18 protein-coding genes and 1 pseudogene are annotated in these 18409 nt (G+C 58.4%); 8 read left to right on the forward strand and 11 right to left on the reverse strand.

All coding sequences use genetic code 11. The annotated features are described in order from the left end of the window. Positions 1 to 239, reverse strand: a pseudogene (locus ADB02_RS11315) (IS3 family transposase); the annotation flags it as partial. 1135 nt (positions 240 to 1374) lie between these two features. Continuing rightward, positions 1375 to 1893, reverse strand: coding sequence for a replication initiation protein (locus ADB02_RS11320; protein ID WP_197914907.1), 519 nt, complete (start codon positions 1891 to 1893; stop codon positions 1375 to 1377). Between the two features lie 403 nt (positions 1894 to 2296). Here ADB02_RS11320 and ADB02_RS06890 point away from each other — a divergent pair, with 403 nt between their 5' ends. Next, complete coding sequence (locus ADB02_RS06890) at positions 2297 to 2572, forward strand: hypothetical protein (RefSeq protein ID WP_048733057.1); 276 nt, start codon at positions 2297 to 2299, stop codon at positions 2570 to 2572. A 402-nt stretch (positions 2573 to 2974) separates the two neighbouring features. Then, positions 2975 to 3376, forward strand: a complete 402-nt coding sequence (locus tag ADB02_RS06895) for a hypothetical protein (RefSeq protein WP_048733056.1) — start codon at positions 2975 to 2977, stop codon at positions 3374 to 3376. A 261-nt stretch (positions 3377 to 3637) separates the two neighbouring features. On the opposite strand, the gene ADB02_RS11770 is transcribed toward ADB02_RS06895, so the two are convergent. Continuing rightward, entirely contained in the window at positions 3638 to 4018 is a 381-nt protein-coding gene (locus ADB02_RS11770) for a primase C-terminal domain-containing protein (protein WP_232250787.1), read from the reverse strand. Between the two features lie 49 nt (positions 4019 to 4067). On the opposite strand from ADB02_RS11770, the gene ADB02_RS06900 reads away from it, so the two are divergent. Continuing rightward, a complete protein-coding gene (locus ADB02_RS06900) occupies positions 4068 to 4802 on the forward strand; it encodes a hypothetical protein (RefSeq protein ID WP_187271209.1) in 735 nt (244 codons plus the stop codon). A 2-nt stretch (positions 4803 to 4804) separates the two neighbouring features. On the opposite strand, the gene ADB02_RS06905 is transcribed toward ADB02_RS06900, so the two are convergent. The 7 genes from ADB02_RS06905 to ADB02_RS06940 form a co-directional block, all read right to left on the reverse strand. Next, the gene (locus ADB02_RS06905) at positions 4805 to 5500 is read right to left on the reverse strand and encodes a VOC family protein (RefSeq protein WP_048732086.1); all 696 of its coding nucleotides are present in this window, start codon (positions 5498 to 5500) and stop codon (positions 4805 to 4807) included. A 120-nt stretch (positions 5501 to 5620) separates the two neighbouring features. Then, positions 5621 to 6196 (reverse strand): NADPH-dependent FMN reductase, encoded by a 576-nt coding sequence (locus ADB02_RS06910; RefSeq protein ID WP_016421405.1) that lies wholly within the window; start codon positions 6194 to 6196, stop codon positions 5621 to 5623. 42 nt (positions 6197 to 6238) lie between these two features. Further along, a complete protein-coding gene (nrdF, locus tag ADB02_RS06915; protein ID WP_080969595.1) occupies positions 6239 to 7243 on the reverse strand; it encodes a class 1b ribonucleoside-diphosphate reductase subunit beta in 1005 nt (334 codons plus the stop codon). Further along, a complete protein-coding gene (gene nrdI, locus ADB02_RS06920) occupies positions 7240 to 7704 on the reverse strand; it encodes a class Ib ribonucleoside-diphosphate reductase assembly flavoprotein NrdI (RefSeq protein WP_048732089.1) in 465 nt (154 codons plus the stop codon). The genes nrdF and nrdI overlap by 4 nt, the downstream gene beginning before the upstream one ends. Before the next feature lie 380 nt (positions 7705 to 8084). Next, positions 8085 to 9047, reverse strand: a complete 963-nt coding sequence (locus ADB02_RS06930) for a MaoC/PaaZ C-terminal domain-containing protein (protein ID WP_048732091.1) — start codon at positions 9045 to 9047, stop codon at positions 8085 to 8087. Between the two features lie 53 nt (positions 9048 to 9100). Next, on the reverse strand, positions 9101 to 10459 hold the full coding sequence (locus ADB02_RS06935) for a 3-oxoacyl-ACP reductase (RefSeq protein WP_048732093.1): 1359 nt from the start codon (positions 10457 to 10459) through the stop codon (positions 9101 to 9103). 47 nt (positions 10460 to 10506) lie between these two features. Next, positions 10507 to 11829 carry an acetyl-CoA C-acetyltransferase gene (locus ADB02_RS06940; RefSeq protein WP_016421400.1) on the reverse strand — a complete coding sequence of 441 codons (1323 nt, stop codon included), beginning with the start codon at positions 11827 to 11829 and terminating at the stop codon, positions 10507 to 10509. A gap of 296 nt (positions 11830 to 12125) precedes the next feature. Here ADB02_RS06940 and ADB02_RS06945 point away from each other — a divergent pair, with 296 nt between their 5' ends. The 5 genes from ADB02_RS06945 to ADB02_RS06965 all read left to right on the forward strand — a co-directional run bounded on the left by ADB02_RS06945 (position 12126) and on the right by ADB02_RS06965 (position 17414). Continuing rightward, complete coding sequence (locus ADB02_RS06945; RefSeq protein WP_038626496.1) at positions 12126 to 13019, forward strand: phosphoribosylaminoimidazolesuccinocarboxamide synthase; 894 nt, start codon at positions 12126 to 12128, stop codon at positions 13017 to 13019. 5 nt (positions 13020 to 13024) lie between these two features. Beyond that, positions 13025 to 15256 carry a S9 family peptidase gene (locus tag ADB02_RS06950; RefSeq protein ID WP_414630088.1) on the forward strand — a complete coding sequence of 744 codons (2232 nt, stop codon included), beginning with the start codon at positions 13025 to 13027 and terminating at the stop codon, positions 15254 to 15256. 4 nt (positions 15257 to 15260) lie between these two features. After that, complete coding sequence (gene bluB / locus ADB02_RS06955) at positions 15261 to 15932, forward strand: 5,6-dimethylbenzimidazole synthase (RefSeq protein ID WP_049190223.1); 672 nt, start codon at positions 15261 to 15263, stop codon at positions 15930 to 15932. 134 nt (positions 15933 to 16066) lie between these two features. After that, complete coding sequence (locus tag ADB02_RS06960) at positions 16067 to 16876, forward strand: polysaccharide deacetylase family protein (RefSeq protein WP_241482432.1); 810 nt, start codon at positions 16067 to 16069, stop codon at positions 16874 to 16876. Between the two features lie 46 nt (positions 16877 to 16922). Beyond that, the gene (locus ADB02_RS06965) at positions 16923 to 17414 is read left to right on the forward strand and encodes a glutathione peroxidase (protein WP_049190229.1); all 492 of its coding nucleotides are present in this window, start codon (positions 16923 to 16925) and stop codon (positions 17412 to 17414) included. Between the two features lie 6 nt (positions 17415 to 17420). Here ADB02_RS06965 and ADB02_RS06970 read toward each other — a convergent pair whose 3' ends face one another. Further along, positions 17421 to 18359 carry a hypothetical protein gene (locus ADB02_RS06970; protein WP_239272507.1) on the reverse strand — a complete coding sequence of 313 codons (939 nt, stop codon included), beginning with the start codon at positions 18357 to 18359 and terminating at the stop codon, positions 17421 to 17423. Between the last annotated feature and the right edge of the window lie 50 nt (positions 18360 to 18409).

Here is an 18409-nt window from a genome sequence, read left to right on the forward strand (position 1 = left end):
GCTGGCCTCCAACCAGCGTTGAAGAGCTCAACAGCACGAAGCTTGACCTCAAACGGGTAGCGGGTCAATGTTTTTGACTGTTTGCGGGGTCGACCAGGTTTGGCGGGTTCACGCAACCATTTGTACAGCGTCCATCGCCCTGGATAACCAAGTTCACGGACGGTCTTGGTCACCGATTGAGTACGCTTGTAAACCTGCAGAGCTCTGCGTCGCTGCTCCTTGGTGTATGAGCGGTTCATGATGGAATCCTCCAAGATTCCGTCCGCATCCCCAAAAAGTGTGCCCGCTCGGCGTGTCGACCGGCGCGTCGGCGGGTGGGCGCCTTCGATACTTACCTCAATGCGAGTTACTGACTGAGTTTATGTCAGCGACGGCGGGTCGATCCGAATTACTGACTGCGTTTATGTCAAAAATGGCCCGAAAAATGGCCTGAAAGTGTCATAGACTCGCACAGTTTCACATTTGCAGCCCGTATTCACGTGTGGAGTCCGTAATTTTTGGTGTCTGCCCAGTCATTATCTTGAGAATCAGACACACTTTTTGTCTGTCGATCCAGAGGTGCTGGAAGAACGTGTGCGCTAGCTCGGAGTGCGCCACGAGTGGCGCTGCTTGTGTGAGCCCTAGAAAGCCACCGCACTTCTAATAAGTTTCCATTGCGCGGATGCTTTTGTCGGGTAACGTTCTTTTCACGCTGGAAGAAAAGGAACCGACCACATGATCAGAACAAGACAACTCTCGGCGGTCGTGCCCACTATTTCCATGTTGCTGGTGCTCGTAGGCTCTTTTGCGGGAATCAAAGCAGGGCGTGCACAGGCGCAATAGGCTGCGAGTACCTAGATGCCCAGGACTCCGATTCGCTGGCTGAGTCCATGAAGACGCTGGCGACCCGCACCGCACGCACCGCGAAGTCCAGCGCGCAAGAGATACAGGGCGGCGACGCTCCTACGAGCGCTCCCCAGGTGCCTGCCGACGTGGAAACGTTCTCGACCAAGCTGCGGGAAAAGACTCCTGAGTCCGAGCGCAGCATCAGTAATCAGGAAGGCGACGGTGCTGAGTACTTCTCCGTCCCGGTCGCTGAGGGAGAGCGGCTTGCAATTAGTGCGGCCACGGTGCCGGGAGCGTCGTCAGGCGCGACTTTGATGGACCTAGATGTCCGCAACTTCTCGCTCACTATGCATTTGGACGACAGCAGTTGCTTCCTTGCCAATGATTTCGGCAATGGCATCATCGACTCCAATGGCCCCCTTTTCGCATCGATAACAACCAAGCAGTCCGGAGGAGCGGAGGGGGACTGTAAGTCGGGCAATATGGTGTTCTCCGTGGCCCGAAAAGGAGGCCCCTTCGAAGGTCAGGACATTCCTGCAGAAGTGACCATCAAGCGTTTCGCCAACGAAAACCTGACTGATGTGCCGGAGGCGTTCCCGTCCGACAAGGAGAGGTGGTTGGTGACCCAGTGGCTTGTCCAGCAGGTGTGCTCGGGGTTTTGGTCATCAGCCCGGAGTAGGCGGTGTCGCCGTCGACGCTGCGGCGTAGTCCTTCGGTGACTGCGGCAGCGTAGGCCAGTGGTGCGCGGTGGGCGTACTCGGTGCGTGCGAATGGGGCTTCTAGCGCCCATACGGCGTGTGCGTGGCCGTTGGTGGGGTTTTCGACGACTGCGTTGGATCGCCACTGTTCGCGATCCCACATGGCGCGGATGAGTGCGTCGTCGTGGTCGATGTCGACGACAAGCAGGTTGGAAATCGCATCGGGGTTGGCTTCGATGAATCGTTTCCCGAGTGCTTTTTGCCTGCTGGTGCGGTAGATTCCGTCGCGCAGATTATCCGACGCTAGCGGCCATAGTGGCAGCCATAGCTGCTCGAATTTGCCGTCTGGCCGGTCGGTGGGAGCTGTCATGGTGCTCATCCTTGCACAGGGGTGTTTTGTGCTCGGGGATTTCTCCCCAGCGTGTTCAAAGTACGTCGCGAACCAAGTCAGATATTTCCGGGGTTCCAGGGGGGGGATCCCCTGGAGAGCTTTTCTCACTGCACGAGCGAAGCGAGTTCCTCCCCCTGGGCGCCCCGAGAGGCCCCCAACGCGCACTACGCACCCCGACTTCATCGACCACTAAACCGGCCCCTCGGCAAGGCGGTCCCACCACCGCGGCAGTCCCTAAAAAGTCGCAGATGCTCATCTGCAAGAGGTGTGTCGACCCTGGCGGGTCACTTTCGTTACTTGGCAGGGTCGGGACTGGGTGCGTGTGTGGCGCGGGCGGCGTGCAGGATGGGGCTATTGACCGGTTTTTGGGAGGTTTGGGCGTGTGAGTGGTTCGTACATCGAGCGGTTGCGTGAAATTGGCTCAGAAATCGCCTCAGACGCGACGCTGAGCGCCTCACAGCGCGAGTTGGCACTCCAAGGCGTGGAGGATGCTTTGAACGCTCTACGGGGCGCTGATCGCGATCAAGGCTCGGTGCAGTCGCATCCTCGTCGTGTGCTTGGGGCTGAGGCTGTCGCTGACAGCGCGGGAGTTGTTTTTGGTGTGCGCCCGCGCAGGAAGCGCGGTGCGCCGCGGCCAGAGCGCAAGCGCGACGGTTAAGCCGTTGGCTCGCGCGATGTCGCCGGCGAGGTAACACATGGAACGAAGCGCCGGATTCTTTCGATGAAAGCGGAACGTAGGTTGAGCGCTAGATTGCTCGGCAGTGCTTGAGCTTGAATCCTTTTCCTTTCATCCTCCCCAGTTTATTATTTGCATCTCGCTGAGCGGCGCCCCTGTCCTTGCCTTTGCCAAAGATGTATTGCCCAGTTGCTTCATTCCGAAGATTTACGACAGCGCACTTCAGCGTGACGCCTTTTCCTCGTGGGGGCTTTTTCTTCGCTAGGAAGACTTCCGATGCTGGCTTCGGTGCATACGCACTAGCACTCGGCGCAACAGAGAACGCTGCCCCCCGTTAAAGCTAGGCTTACTATCCCGACTACTAATGAACGGAGTGACTTTCGCATGACCAATCCTTCTTCCTTGTCAAATGGTGAGCTGCAAGGCTTTTACGAAGACCTTTACGTTTATTGCTCTGAAAAAGACTCTTACCAGGTTGCCGAGCGTTTCAAGAAGGAACTCAAAGTTTCTTTTCCCGAAATTGACGATCTTCCTGATTTCACAGTTGATGAGTGCGATGAAGACGAGTATCAGCTTGCTGAAGAATTAGACCCTGGTAGTAATCAGGAAAATTTTCGTCCGTACATGATTACTCAGCATTTCTTCCTGGAAGTCTTAAACCTAAGTGACAAGATAATTGACCCTATTAGTGATGCTGTTTTCGAAGCCGTTCAACGAGCTACAGAAGATGTCCCATACTTCAGTTTCATGGGTTTTCTCAAGGAGAATCACTCTGATGATGAGTAGAAGAACGTAGCATCTGGCTTTACTCTGATACGTAGCGGTGGACTGTTCCCACGGAGTACCCAGTTTGTTTTGCTATCGCCCTGATGCTTAGCCCACGAGCACGTAACTCTCGGACGCGGCGACGCTTCTCGTTAGCGCGTGCGAGGTAGTCTTCGCGCGATTCACTAGTCCATCGTTGAGCGGTTCTAACAGACGCGCCCATTTTCTCGGCAAGAGCGCGAGCTGTTTTTCCGTTACGCGGATAGCGAGCATAAACCTCACTCATAGGGCACTTCTCCAGTTCTCTTGAGCAGCTTTACGCCTAACCGCTCCGCTTTTGCGGCCTCGTGCGCTTTGGATGGTGCTGAAGGTTGCTTCGTAGACGGCGGGGCCGTCTGCCCACATGCGGGATTTGGTGGTGATCCATCGGTGGATGGAGCGGGCGATTTGGTCGACTTCGCGTGTAGACAGTGGTTCGCTGAAGAGTTGTTGGTTCATGGCTTGTGCGGTGGTTTGGATTGCGCGGCCGAGTCCGTCGGGGTTGCCGAAGTGGTGGCGGATTTCGCGGTATGCCCCGGTGCGTGCTGATTCGAATAGGGCGCAGTTGCGCCCTAGTCCGACGGGGTTTTTGCGGCGGGTGCGCTTCCACGATGGTGGCGGCATGAAGCCGGTTTCGGTTAGCCAGAAGTTCAGCTCGTCGAGTGTGTAGAGCTTGAACCCTCCGCCCGCGACACCGGAAGCAGATCAGGCTAAGAAGGTCACCCCAGGTTCGTGGTTCGATGACGCCACGGAACTTACTGTCGACAACATCAGCAGCGTCACGGCCGACATTGTTCCTGGTGAGACGCACGTGTACAAGATCAAGTCCGAGTATGGGCAGCAGCTCCGCGGCGCCGTCAAACTCATTGACGCCCCAGAAGCGGACAAGCTTGCACAGATCTCCGGCCTGGATATCAAGACGCTGAATTCGGCACGCCAACTCGCCGGTAGCGAGGAAACCCGTCCTGTAAATGAACACCAGATCGGCGAAGAGACAACATTTGGTAACTCGGCCCGGATTAACTACCGCAATCGGATCGGCGAAGATAGTGAAAAGTCGGGCGATTACGAGGCTGAAAGAGCGTGGCTGGATGGTGACCAGTACATCGTTGTCTTCTTCAACAACAGTTGGGGCGCCGGTAAATCCCACGATGTCGCGGATGTTCAAAATGTCCCGGTGACTTATCAGCTAACCACGGAGTTGGTCGGCGAGAAGATTCCGGGCCCAGCTTTTGAACAGGTCGCGCACAAGTCGCCAAGTAGCGAAACCCCGACTAGTAGCCAGCAGAATCCGAAGACCACCGAAGAAAACGAGGATGACGGCTCCTCGAAGATGATGTGGTTCTCTATGGGGGCGGTGCTTCTGGTCTTGGTCGTCGGCGCGACAATCGCGTTGACCCGTAAGTAACTCTAGAGCGTCCAGTACACGCCGAATCGGTCAGGCTTGACGACGGTTTCCGTGCCCTCGGCAACCTCAGCGCCTGTAAGGCCAAGCGCTTGGCAGGCGCTTTCGACCTCTTCGGCAGAATCGCTGGAGAGACGCATCGCCACACCGTCGCCGAAGGTGAAAGTGTGCATGCCCGGCGAGTCGAGCGTCATGAAATTCTCTGACCCGAAAAGTTGGTTGTATACCTCGGTGGCGGCGGCAGCCTGTGGTTCGTCGCCTGTCCACATGAAGTAGGGAATAACGGCGGGATTCGCTGTCTTTGCGGCAGCGTCCGTGCTTGCAGCCCCGCTGGTTAAGGAATTAATCATCAGTTGCCAGTTGACCCCATTGCCGTCTACCAACCAGCCAAAGAGCGGCGAGAAATCGTAGCTGGTCAGGGGCATGAGCGTAGCACCACCGCTGATGGTTTCATCACCCGCCATCAGATGCTCCCACAGTCTGCGCAGCTGGTTTTCCTGACCAGGGGCAAATCGCACCAAAAAAGACACAGCGGGGGTTAATCGGCGGTTCCCGTCCTCAATGAGCTCGAAGTCCATCCCACCGATGGTGAGCGTGGTGGAGTTGGGCTTGATGTTGGAGTGAAAACCTTCGGCGTAAAACCGCGCAGCGGCGCGAGGGTCGTCGTTAAGCGCGATCACGGCCGAAATAGAAACAGTCATGAAAATGAGCCTAACGACGAGCGCTTAACCGCGCAGAGAACGCAGCGTTTGATCCTAGTCAGTGAAGAATCTTCATACGGTGATATCCCCAGTAACGCTGCGCTGATTAGGGGATTTCAGTTAGTGGCGTGGGCTCTGCTCGCGAACTAGGTCTGCAAATCTGTTGATGTAGTCGCGAACAAAGTCCTCAGTGCTTGACGACGTGAATTCTCCTTGTTCGTCAATGAGTGTTGGCGATTGTCCCAGGAAGACCTCTGGCTGACCGAGCATCGGCATGTCGAAGTACGACAGCGCGAGTCGCAAGTTCTTCTGAGAGCTATAACCTCCCATACGGCCGACGGAGTGGCTGATAATTCCCGCGGGCAGGTTCTTCCATGCCACATCACCGTTGGGCTTAGATCCGATGTCAACGGCATTCTTCAGAGCTGCAGGAATTGTGCGGTTGTTTTCTGGGGTGACAAATAGGATGCCATCGCTGGCTTTAATGGTTTCCCGGAAACTGGTGTATTCCGCGGGAGTCGCAATATCGGACACTGCGGGGTCGTCGTAGTCGAAGTTGTAGAGAGGGAGGTCACGAATCTCGACGATGTCGACTTTGAAGTCATCGGGGAAGTACGTGGCTGCCTTGAGTGCAATCTTTCGTGCATAGGAGGCTCGACGCAAGCTTCCTACCAGGATAGAAATCTGTGCAGTCATGCGAATGTTCCTTTCTTAGGATGTATGGGGAAAGACGCGGGTTTAGAAATCCCAGTCTTCGTCTGCGGTGTCTTCGGCTTTTCCGATGACATATGCGGAGCCGGAACCGGAGAAAAAGTCGTGGTTTTCATCTGATCCCGGGGTGAGGGCGGCGAGAATCTCGGGTTTGAAAGCGGTCTCATCATGGTTAAACCGCTGCGGATATCCCAAGTTCATAAGCGCTTTGTTGGCGTTGTATCGAATGAAGTTGGCAACGTCGTCGTAAAGCCCGAGTGGCTCGTATAGAGCTTCGGAGTACCTCAGTTCGAGCTGGTATAGCTCGTCGAGAAGCTCGAAGACGAAAGCCTTCATCTGCGTTTGCGTGGTGGCGTCGTAGGTTTCTACGCCGCGCTGGAATTTGTAGCCGGAGTAATAGCCGTGCACAGCTTTGTCACGCAGGATCAGGCGCACCATGTCGGCGGTGTTGGTCAGGATGCCTCGTGATGCGAAGTGCAGCGGGAGGTAGAAACCGGCGTAAAGCGAGAAAGACGAAAGAAGCGTTGCTGCCGCCTTTCGCTTGAGTGGAACGGCACCGTAATAGTGTTTGAGCACAGCTTTTGAACGTGCCTGCAGGATGTCATTGCCGACTGCCCATTGGTAGGCAGCGTCGATGTCAGGGGTATTGGACAGCGTTGAAAAAACTGAAGAATAGGACTTTGCATGCACTGCTTGCATGAAAGCGATGTTGGTATAGACCGCCTCTTCATGTTCAGTGCGGGCATCTTGAATTTGGGAAATCTCTCCGACAGACGCCTGCACTGTGTCGAGCATGGTCAGTCCTGTGAAGACCTTCATAGTCAGCTCGCGTTCTAGATCGGTGAGACGCCGCCAGTCTGCAAGGTCATTGGACAGCGGGACTTTCTCAGGCAGCCAAAAATTTGCTGTTAGGCGATTCCACACTTCGAGATCTTTGTCATCTTGCACTCGGTTCCAGTTGATTGGCCGAAGGCGTGCAGATGGGTCTTTCCGAAAAGACGGTGGCGTAGTTGAATAGCTGTAGATGTTCAAGAAGTAGCACTCCTCCAGAATTTTTCCAGGCCCTCTCGGACGTTCTCCACATCGTGGTCTGTCCCCAGTAGCTCGTAGTGATACAGCTCCGGGACCTGGCATTTTGCAGAAATGATGGCTCCGGCTATGCAATAGTCGGTGCCGAAATTCGTGTTTCCCGAGGTGATGACACCGCGGATGAAACTCCTATTGGTTTCGTCGTTGAGAAAAGCGATGACTTGCTTGGGTACTGCGCGGCGACGACATCCGCCGCCATAAGTCGGTGTAATCAGGACAAATGGTCTGCAGACGCGAATCATTCCGTCTTTTCGCGGATGTAACGGGATGCGTGCTGCGGGTTGAGCAAGCTTTTGGACGAACCGGTGAGTGTTTTCAGAGGCACTGGAGAAGTACACGATTCTGGGTGACTCCTCCAGTGGGAGTTCCGTGAAAGTCAGCGGCGTCTTCGAGGATGAAGACACTCAATTACCTCCTGTGTTCAATGGGTTGAACAATAACGTACAGGAGTGAACGTGGTGTCAACAAGGTGCTGCTTACGTAAGACTGAACGTGCTTAGTAATGCAATTGAGAAGTAAAGCCGCGGCTCTGTATTAACGGCAGAAAAATCCAGCAGTTGATTTTCAAGGCGAGAAAGATAGCGGGGCTGGCAGCGGGGGTGTCTCCCCAACGAGGGGAGGTAGATTCCAGAGGCCTCTCAGCGGAGCCAAACAGGGCAAACAAAAAGGCCGCGCTTTGGAATGAACCAGTCAACGAGATGACTGGGTTTCCAAAGTGCGGCCTTTTCTACAGCGCTTAGCATCAATGCGTTATGGAATAACTACAGATGCATAGCGAAATCCACTACTTCAGTGGGCGAACACTTCCGGTGAAGTGCGGACGCTTCTTCTTGCGGTCCCATGCGACGATTTTGACTGCGCGGCCAATGTTGGAGCTGCCATCAGTCAGATCGTGTGCGGCACCCGCGCCGTCACCGGTGTGGGTGAGGGCGACATTGATCGTGGTCGGCAGAACGACTGGTGCCCCGAAGGAAATCTGGAACTCGTATGGCTGACCCGGCAGAACCTGCGCCTCAGCCAGCGCGCGGGAGGCGGTGTACATGCCGTGTGCAATTGCTGCCGGCATACCCAGGGCCTTGGCGGAGACAGAGGTGATGTGAATCGGGTTCCAGTCACCGGAAACCTTGGCCCACTGGCGGCCAGTGTTGCCAGCTAGCTTCCACTGAGCGGTGGGGAAGGGAACCTTGAACTGCTCGCGTTTGATGGTCTCGGCGCCGGACTTGATGGCCTCACGCTGTGCCTGGACCTCTTCGAAGCCCTCGGCATCCTTCAGGCGAACGCCCTTGGCCAGATACACCGACTGCTCCTCGACCAAGGTGGCGCCGGATGTGGACGATGTAACAGTTGACTCCAGAACAACCTCAGTGCCCGAGCGGTGAGCGCGGAATGCGGCAACCTTCACCGCGATATCAACTTTGCCACCGAGTGTGACAGGCGAGATTTCGCGGTAGGTGTTCTCGGTGTGGACCAGGCCCATCATCGGCAGCGGGAAATCATCCGCAGCCATTAGCTCCATCTGGATGGGCATGATTAGGGCGTGGATGTGGCCGAAGAAAGCCTGTTCAGACTTCGGGGCGCCAACGACGTCGCGGAAGTCCTGGTCACGGTCGGCATCGACAGTGACGCCCTTGACCACTAGTTCATCGACCTTGATTTCGGTGGAGTTCGGGCGTTTCTTCGCCGAACCAGCAGCTGCCTTGGCGTAGAGCGGAACCAGATTGGGAATGGCATCCAGGGTCTTAGCCATAAGTTTTCCTCTTTCCTCCTTATCGGGAGCCTATGCGGAAGCCGCGACTTCGCTTAGGCGCCGACGATGTTCTGACCGCAGACGCGCAGGACGTGACCATTGACGCCGAGAGCGCGGTCGGAGACCAGGAAGGCGATTGCCTGGGCGACATCGCCCGGCTGGCCACCCTGCTGCAGCGAGTTCACGCGTCGAGCAACCTGGCGGTTGACGAACGGAATAGCAGCGGTCATGTCGGTCTCGATGAAGCCCGGAGCAACAGCGTTGATGTTGCCGCCGCGCTTAGCGAACTCCTCAGCGTAAGCCTCGACCATTGCGATAACGCCGGCCTTAGAGGTGGCGTAGTTGGTCTGACCGCGGTTACCTGCGATACCGGAGGTGGAAGCCATGGTGGCAATACGCGGAGCCTTCTCGAAGGCCTTGTGGTTCAGCAGCTGCTCGTTCATTTTCAGCTGAGACTCGATGTTGACGGCGATGACCGAGCCCCACTTGGCGTCGTCCATGTTGGCGAACATCTTGTCGCGGGTGATGCCTGCATTGTGGATGACGATGTCCAGGCGGCCGTAGCGAGCTACAGCGGCATCTGCAATGGCGTTGCCGGCGTCGTCGGCAGTGATGTCCTGCTGCAGAGCCAGGCCACCGAGCTCGTTGGCAACCTTGGACAGAGCCTCGCCAGCCTGCGGAACGTCGATGACGATGACCTCTGCGCCGTCAGCCTTGAGCTGGCGAGCGATAGCGGCACCGATACCACGGGCGGAACCGGTGACAGCGGCAACCTTGCCAGCCAGCGGCTTATCCCAGTCGGCCGGGATCTCACCAGCGTCGGAGGTGACGCGGAGGAACTGGCCGTCGATGAAGGCCGAGCGGCCGGAGAGGAAGAAGTGCAGGGAGGAAATCACGGACGGTGCGGTGACCGAGACACCCGGAGCAACGAGGATACCGTTGGCGGTGGAGCCGCCACGAACCTCGTGGCCGAGGGAGCGAATCAGGCCCTCGATACCACCGGCGACAGCGTTCTCAGCGATCTCGGCCGGGGTTGCGTTGTGGTGAGCATCCTTGGCGCGGGAGACGGTGACGATGCGGCCACCCTTGTCCAGCTTGCGCATGTGCTTTGCAGCAGCGAGCACTGGGCCCTGCAGCTCTGCCGGACGCTTGGCCTCAGTGGCGACGAGGACAATGGCACCAATCTTGTCGTCAGCGGCGGTGCCACGACGGACCTGCAGGCCCCACTCAGCCAGCTGGGCTGCAACTGCGTCTGCATCTGCACCCTCGCCGGTGACGAGCACCTTGTCGTTGTTCAGCAGCGGACCGCCCGGCTTGTGGCGGCGCAGGAACGGTGGCTGTGGCAGGCCAGCTGCTTTAGCCAGTCCAGTGAGCGGACCACCGTTGACGAGTTCCTGGTACTTATCGGTCATGGAAAATTCTCCTTGAAAGTAAAAGTGTCTTTATCGGTGGTGCGCTTTTAGACGCGAGCCTCGAGAACTGCGACAACACCCTGGCCGCCCGCGGCACAGACAGAAATCAGGCCGCGAGTGGTCTTGCCGGTCTCGTCTGCCTTCTGGCGCAGCATCTTGGCGAGGGCTGCCACAATGCGGCCGCCGGTAGCGGCGAATGGGTGGCCGGCTGCCAGGGAAGAGCCCTTGACGTTGAGCTTCTCGCGCGGAATCGAGCCCAGCGGGCCTTCCAGTCCGAGCTTGGTACGGCAGAACTCCTCGTCCTCCCATGCCTTCATAGTGGACAGGACGGTGCCGGCGAAAGCCTCGTGGATCTCGAAGAAGTCGAAGTCGTCGAAGGTCCAGCCGTTGCGGGCCAGCAGGCGCGGGGTGGCGTAAGCCGGAGCCATCAGCAGACCCTCGTCGCCGTGGACAAAGTCAACTGCGGCTGCCTCGGAATCGACGACGTCGGCAAGCACCGGCAGACCGCGCTCAGCGGCCCACTCCGGGGTGGAGACGAGGACGGCAGAGGCGCCGTCGGTAAGCGGAGTGGAGTTACCGGCGGTCATGGTCGGCTCTGCTTCCAGGCCGCGGCCGAAGACCGGCTTGAGCTTGGCCAGCTTCTCCGGGGTGGAGTCCGGGCGCATGTTGGTGTCACGGGAAACGCCCTTGTACGGGGTGACGAGGTCAGTGAAGAAGCCCTCGTCGTAAGCGTTTGCCATGTTTTGGTGGGAAGCGGCGGCGAGCTCGTCCTGCTCAGCACGGGTAACGCCCCACTTGGCGGTGGTGATGGCCTGGTGCTCACCCATGGACAGGCCAGTGCGCGGCTCGCCGGTCGACGGGGTGTCCGGAGCCAGGTCGGACGGACGAGCCTTCAGGAAGACCTTTGCCATGTCCAGAGTGGACTTCTGGCGGCTGGCCTCCAGCAGGATCTTGCGCAGACGGTCGTTGACAGCAATCGGAGCGTCGGAGGTGGTGTCCACGCCGCCGGCGATGGCGGAGTCAATCTGGCCCAGCTTGATCATGTTGGAGACAGAGTTGAGGGCTTCCATGCCGGTGGCACATGCCATCTGAATGTCGAAAGCCGGGGTGTCCGGCGCCAGTGCGGAGCCGAGGACACACTCACGGGTGAGGTTAAAGTCACGGGAGTGCTTCAGCACAGCGCCGGCGGAGACTGCGCCGAGGCGCTCGCCGCCGATACCGAAGCGGGCGACGAGACCGTCGATTGCGGCGGTCAGCATGTCCTGGTTCGACTCGTTAGCGTATTCCTTATTAGAACGAGCGAACGGAATGCGGTTACCACCGACGACGACTGCGCGGCGCAGAGAGTTATTGTTGGCCTGAGCTGCCATGTGATTGTTCCCTTCAAAATCCTTGAAGTGTGACGTGAATTACTAAATTTAGACAATACTGGTATCGGTGTTTTCTGTCACGTTTTTAGAAATATTTTTGTCCAGTCATCTACCGAGCGGGGGAGGTGAGGGGTAAACACCGTCGTCCACCTGTGAAAAATTCGATGGGCAGCACTCCGGAATCTCAAAAGTTTTCCCGCTTGACGACGGTAATTGCGTCAATCCCCACTAGTTGGGGTGGCGGCCGGAGGTATCAATAGAGTGCAAAGGCGTATAGGGGTTTAGACTTTATCGCCATGCGACCTGAACTTTCCTCGTATAACCATCTTTCCGCGGGCAAGGTCCGGGAAATCTACGAGATTGACCCTGAGACTCTGCTGCTTGTGGTCAGTGACCGTATTTCTGCCTTCGACCACATTCTGGAGACCCCGATTCCTGACAAGGGTCGGGTGCTCACCGCGATGAGCGTGTTCTTCTTCGACGAGATCGACTTCCCGAACCATATGGCCGGTCCGGCCGACGATGAGCGCATTCCGGAGGAGTGCCTCGGCCGAGCGTTGGTGTGCAAGAAGCTGGACATGCTGCCATTCGAGTGTGTCGCACGTGGCTACCTGACCGGCTCGGGTCTCGTCGAGTACAAGGAAAACGGCACTGTCTGTGGCATTGAGCTGCCTGAAGGGCTCGTCGAGGGCTCCAAGTTGCCAGAACCGATTTTCACCCCGGCCACCAAGGCCGAACTGGGCGAGCACGACGAGAATGTCTCCTTCGACGCCGTTGTGGAGTCCCTGGGGCAGAAGCGTGCCGAAGAACTGCGCGATGCCACCCTGCGTATCTACACCCAGGCTGCTGAACTGGCTGCTAAGCGCGGCATCATCCTGGCCGACACCAAGTTCGAGTTCGGTCTCGACTCCGACGGCAACCTGGTGCTGGCCGACGAGGTCCTCACCCCGGACTCCTCCCGCTACTGGCCAGCCGACTCCTACCAGGAGGGTTCGGTTAACCCGAGCTTCGACAAGCAGTACGTCCGAAACTGGCTGACCTGCTCCAAGTCCGGCTGGAAGAAGGACGAGGGCACTCCGCCGCCGGCGCTGCCGGGTAGTGTTGTGGAAGCAACTCGCGAGCGGTACGTCGAGGCCTACGAACGACTGTCGGGCCGCCGCTTCTCGGACTGGATTGGAGAACCTGCGTGAGCGAAGTGACCTTGGACTCGGCATCCGTCGGCAAGCCTGCAAAAAAGGATTTGCCCGCACCCCGTGCACAACGGAAGCCGGTGACTCGGTCCTTCCACGGAAGGGACTTCACCGATAACTTCGAGTGGCTCCGCGATAAGGAAAACCCCGAGGTTATCGAATACCTAGAGGCTGAAAATGCCTATACGGAGGCTTTTACCTCCGATCTTGATGGCGTCGCGGACGCGATTTTTAAGGAAATCAAGTCGCGTGTGCAGGAGACCGACATGTCGGTCCCAACTCGCCTTAATGGCTGGTGGTACTACTCACGCACGCAGGAGGGCAAGTCTTACGGGATGAGCTGTCGCGTGCGCGCGGAGGCCGGTGACGGTCTTGCCGCGTGGACGCCACCGACCATCGCGGACGACTCCCCGGCACCAGGAGAACAGGTCATCCTGGATGCCAACGAGCTGGCCGAAGGCCACGACTTCTTCGCTCTCGGCGCAGCGAGCGTCTCCGCGGACGGCAATCTGCTGGCCTACTCCACCGACGTCACAGGCGACGAGCGCTACACGCTGCGCGTAAAGGATTTGCGCACGGGCGAACTACTTGACGACGAAATTGCGGGCATCGCCGCAGGTGCTACCTGGGTTGGCTCGGAATGGATCTTCTATCAGAAGGTCGACGAAGCCTGGCGGCCGGATTCCGTGTGGCGTCACCGCGTGGGCACCTCTACCGAGGATGACGTCTGTGTCTTCCATGAGCCCGATGAGGCCTACTGGGTCGGAGTCGGTACGGTACGCAGCGAAAAGTACCTGATTATTGAGAGCTCCTCGAAGATTACCTCCGAGGTTTGGTACCTGGACGCCAGTGACCCGACCAGTGAGTTCGCCTGCGTGCGCCCGCGCGAGTCCGGTGTTGAATACGACATCGACCACGCCGTCATTAGTGGCCAGGATATGTGGCTGATTACACACAATATGACTGGCTCGAACTTCGCACTGGCCATGGTGCCGGTGGGGTCTTTCGACAGTATTTCGGATCTCACTGAGCTGGTCCCGCACCGCGATGACGTCCGTGTCGAGGGCGTTGACTGCTTCGCTGGGCACATCGCGTTTGGGTACCGTCGCGGCGGTATTGGGCGTGTGGCGCTGGCGGTATTGGCGCAGGACGAGGATGGTGCTGGCTCCGCTGGTGATTCCTCTGATACAAGCCATGCTGCTGGTCCAGTGCCAGCGTCCGCTGTGAACTTCGTCGAGCTCGACTTCGACGAAGAGCTCTACTCTGCAGGCACTACCGGCAACGCTGAATGGGACACCCCGGTGTTGCGCTACGCTTACGGCTCCTTCACCACGCCGTCGCAGCTCTGGCAGATTGATATTGCCTCGGGCAAGCGGGTGCTACTCAAGGAACAGAAGATTCGCGGGGAGTTTAATCGCGGTGATTACGTCGCCAAGCGTGAATGGGTGACTGCAAGCGATGGCGCCCAGATTCCGGTATCGATTATCCACCGCGCGGACCTGGACCTGAGCAAGCCGAATCCGACGCTGCTCTACGGCTACGGTTCCTATGAAGCCTCGATGGATCCGGGCTTTTCCATCGCGCGACTGTCGCTGCTGGATCGTGGGATGATCTTTGTCATTGCACACGTCCGCGGTGGTGGCGAGATGGGCCGTGGCTGGTGGGAGAACGGTCGCGCAACCACGAAGAAGAACACATTCACTGACTTCGTCGCCGTCGCTGACTACCTGCTGGATTCTGGGTGGACCACACGCGAGCAGCTGGTAGCACTCGGCGGTTCGGCGGGCGGCATGCTGATGGGCGTGGTCGCGAACATTGCTGGCGATAGGTTCGCGGGCATTCAGGCCGTGGTCCCGTTTGTCGACTGCCTGACATCCATGCTGATGCCAGAGCTGCCGCTGACCGTGGTGGAGTGGGATGAGTGGGGCGATCCCTACCACGACCCGGAGGTCTACGACTACATGGCCTCCTACGCGCCGTACGAGAACATCTCGGCCGATGCGAAGTACCCGAAGATTCTCGCGATTACTAGTTTGAACGACACCCGCGTGCTCTACGTGGAGCCGGCAAAGTGGATCGCCAAGCTGCGCGAGGTTGTCGGAGGTCAGCCGGGGCAGTTCCTGCTCAAGACCGAGATGTCCGCTGGTCATGGTGGTGTCTCCGGTCGTTACGAACGTTGGCGTCAGACTGCCTTCGAGTACGCCTGGATTGTCCACACTGCTGGTGCGGTGGAGTAACGGCATGGATATGCGCACGCTGCTGGCAGCGCAGGGTTTTGACACCGATTCGCTTTCCGACGAACAGTTGGCCGTCTACCACACCCTTTTTCGGCGGCGGGATGTACGCCGCGAATTCGCCGGAGAAGTGGTGGACAGGGAGCGATTGATGCGCGTGTTGGCGGCGGCCCACGCCGCCCCATCGGTGGGGCTGTCCCAACCGTGGGACTTTCATATCATTCAGAGCCCGGACCGCCTGCAGCAGTTTGCCGACCACGTAGCCGGACGCCGCGCTGAATTCGCGGCCAAGCTCGAAGGCGAGCGGCGTGAGACCTTCAATCCGATTCAGATTGAAGGAATTGTGGACTCGGGAACGGGCATCGTCGTCACCTATGACCCGACCCGTGGCGGCAAGAACATTCTCGGCCGCGACACCGTCGATGACACCGGCCTCATGTCAGTCGCGCTGGCTATTCAGAATCTGTGGCTGGCCGCTACAGCAGAGGGGCTCGGCGTCGGCTGGGTCAGTTTCTACCATGAGGATTTTCTGGCTGACTTTGTCGGTGTCGAGGCGCCCGTGCGCCCGGTGGCTTGGCTGTGCATTGGTCCGGTAACGCACCTGGCAGCGGAGCGTGACTTGGAGAAGTTCGGTTGGCGCAAGGGACTGGCGCTCGATGAGGTTGTGCATTGGGGATAATCCGCGCTGCAGACGCGAATTGATGCCCTGCGATGGCGCTTTTTTGAACTCTTACTTGAAAGGCTTCTGAGTATTCTCCAAGCCTTGTCCTCTCCGTTACCAAAAATTTACATACGCCTGTTTTTGTTGAATCCATGGCAGGCAGTGGGGTGCAAGAACAGATTCGGACGACCGACCAGGTCATTCGTCCAGCGGGCAAAGAGCTCGTAACTGTTGACGGTGGTGTGGTCGGTTCGCCGCTTTTGGTGTCGGTGTCGGGTTTGCGCGATGGCACATTGCTCGACGTCGCTCGTTTCGTGGCAGCGATGGAACAGCGCGGTATTACACCGTCTCTGCTGGTAGCGCCGCATGCGGGTAAAAACTGGTCGTTGCGGGAAGCTCCGGCGGTGCTGGATTGGCTCCGCCGTCGTAGCGATGACGGCATCGAGATTGTTCTCGCGGGGTTCGATCAGTCAGTTCGAGGCCGGGGCGCGGAATTTGCGTCGTTAAGCGAACATGAAGCGCGTTTGCGCCTGACCGCCGCAACGCGCCAGATGCGTGCGATGGGTTTTGAGACGGACGTCTTTGCACCGCCGAAGTGGACCATGTCGCCAGAGACCATGAACGTGCTGCCGGAGCTGGGCTTCCGTGTGGCAGCGGACCGAAATGGTGTCCGCGACCTGACCACTGGTGCTGTTGATCCGACTCGCGTGCTGGCTATCGGCGAGGGCTTCGGCGGCGCCGGTTGGTGGCGCCGTGCGGTGCGCTCCTCGGTGCAGCGCTCGCTGGAGAAGGGCCGCGCGGTGCGCGTCTCCGTCAACGCTTCGAAACTGCGGGAGCACAAGCTGCGCCAGGATGTTGTCGGCATCATTGACCAGGCGGTCGATGGGGGTGCGCAGCCGGTCAACCACTCTTCGGTGCCGCTGGGCCGCGAGCTCTTTGAAGGCATGGAGCAGGTGGGCTAGTCGCTACCTCTGACGGCTATCGAGGGACTGCCCTAGTGTGGGGTTTATGAGCAATCTCTTCGACATCCCAGTGACCACCATCGACGGTAACGAAGCAACGATGCGCGACTGGGCCGGCCACGTTCTGCTTATCGTCAACACCGCCTCGGAGTGCGGTTTCACAGATCAGTACGACGATCTGCAAGGACTTTTCGACGAACTCGCACCCCGCGGCTTCTTCGTCCTCGGCTTCCCCTGCAACCAGTTCGGTGGGCAAGAGCCCGGCAGTGCCGAGGAAATCAAGCAGTTCTGCCAGCGCGAATTCGGCGTTACCTTCCCGCTCTTCCAAAAGACGGAGGTCAACGGCGATGGCGCGCACCCACTGTACAAGCTGTTGAAGGAAACCCCGGACGCCGACGGCGAGGCTGGGGATGTGAAGTGGAACTTCGAAAAGTTCGTCGTTTCCCCAGAGGGCGAGGTCATCGGCCGTTTCCGCTCTAAGGTCTCGCCTGACGACGACACTCTGCGCGACCTCATCGAGGAAAACTTGCCTATTTAAACTTGGCTATTTGGTGGCGTCCAGCGGTGCTTGCTCGAAGTAGCCCGTGGCACCGTAGCCCACGATGCCACCTCGGTTGCGCAGGGTCATGCTAGCTAGACCGACCTTGCCAAGCTCATCGCCACCGATGGTGACCCAGTCACCCTGAACCGCGACAACCATGTTGGCGTGCACCCCAAGGCCTGCGGGGTAGCGGTAGAAAATGATGTCACCCACCTGAGGAGAGAAGTCCTTGTCGGTGACGAAAGCATCATGTGTCTTGTAGGCATCCATGAGCTGTTCGACATCCGTAACCAGCCATGGGTTCTCGGTTGTGGCAGCCGAATCCTCGGGCGTATCAAAGACCGGAACACCCGCGGAAGCGAGCAGGAATGACAAGAATGGCGCAGTCCAGGAACCGGAGCAGTCGACCGTGTTGCCGAATGCGTCAAGGTTTGGATTCAGTTTCGAAGTCTCGTTCGCAGCCGCAGGTGCAGAACCCGGCCTGGTGGCAGCAGCGGCGGCGACGGCATCTGCATCAGCAGTTGGGTCTGCGTCTGAATTCGGGTGCTCGCCGACCTTGGGGATAACGCTGCGGATGTCGTCATCAGTAGCACCACACGCCAGGCCGAAGTAAACCTCAGGGGAGGGCTGCTCCTCGTACTGATAGCGCGCAACATCCTTCAGAGCCTGCTGATAGTAAGGGCGGTCTGCCTCGGTGCGGGGGAACGTGCCACCACGCCACGCCAGAACATTGATAGGACCGAAGAGCGTGAACCACCCGGCGAAGAGGAATACCGCCGTCAGTACCAGGATGGACACAGGCGGGATAGCGGCGCGAACACGTTGCAGCATGCTCGGTGAGGATGCGTTCTCCTGGCCGTCGTCAAGCGATGGTGAGGAAGACTCAGACCGTGCTGCATGAGGCTGCTGTGCGGGTACAGGCGCGGGTGAATCGGTGGTCATATCTTCCCAGGATAGTAGGCGGCGCTGCGGTCGTCCTTGGCGAGTGCGTC

The organism is Corynebacterium sp. 212_CJEI (genome assembly GCF_001055915.1).
GTDB classification, from domain to species: Bacteria; Actinomycetota; Actinomycetes; order Mycobacteriales; family Mycobacteriaceae; genus Corynebacterium; species Corynebacterium jeikeium_D.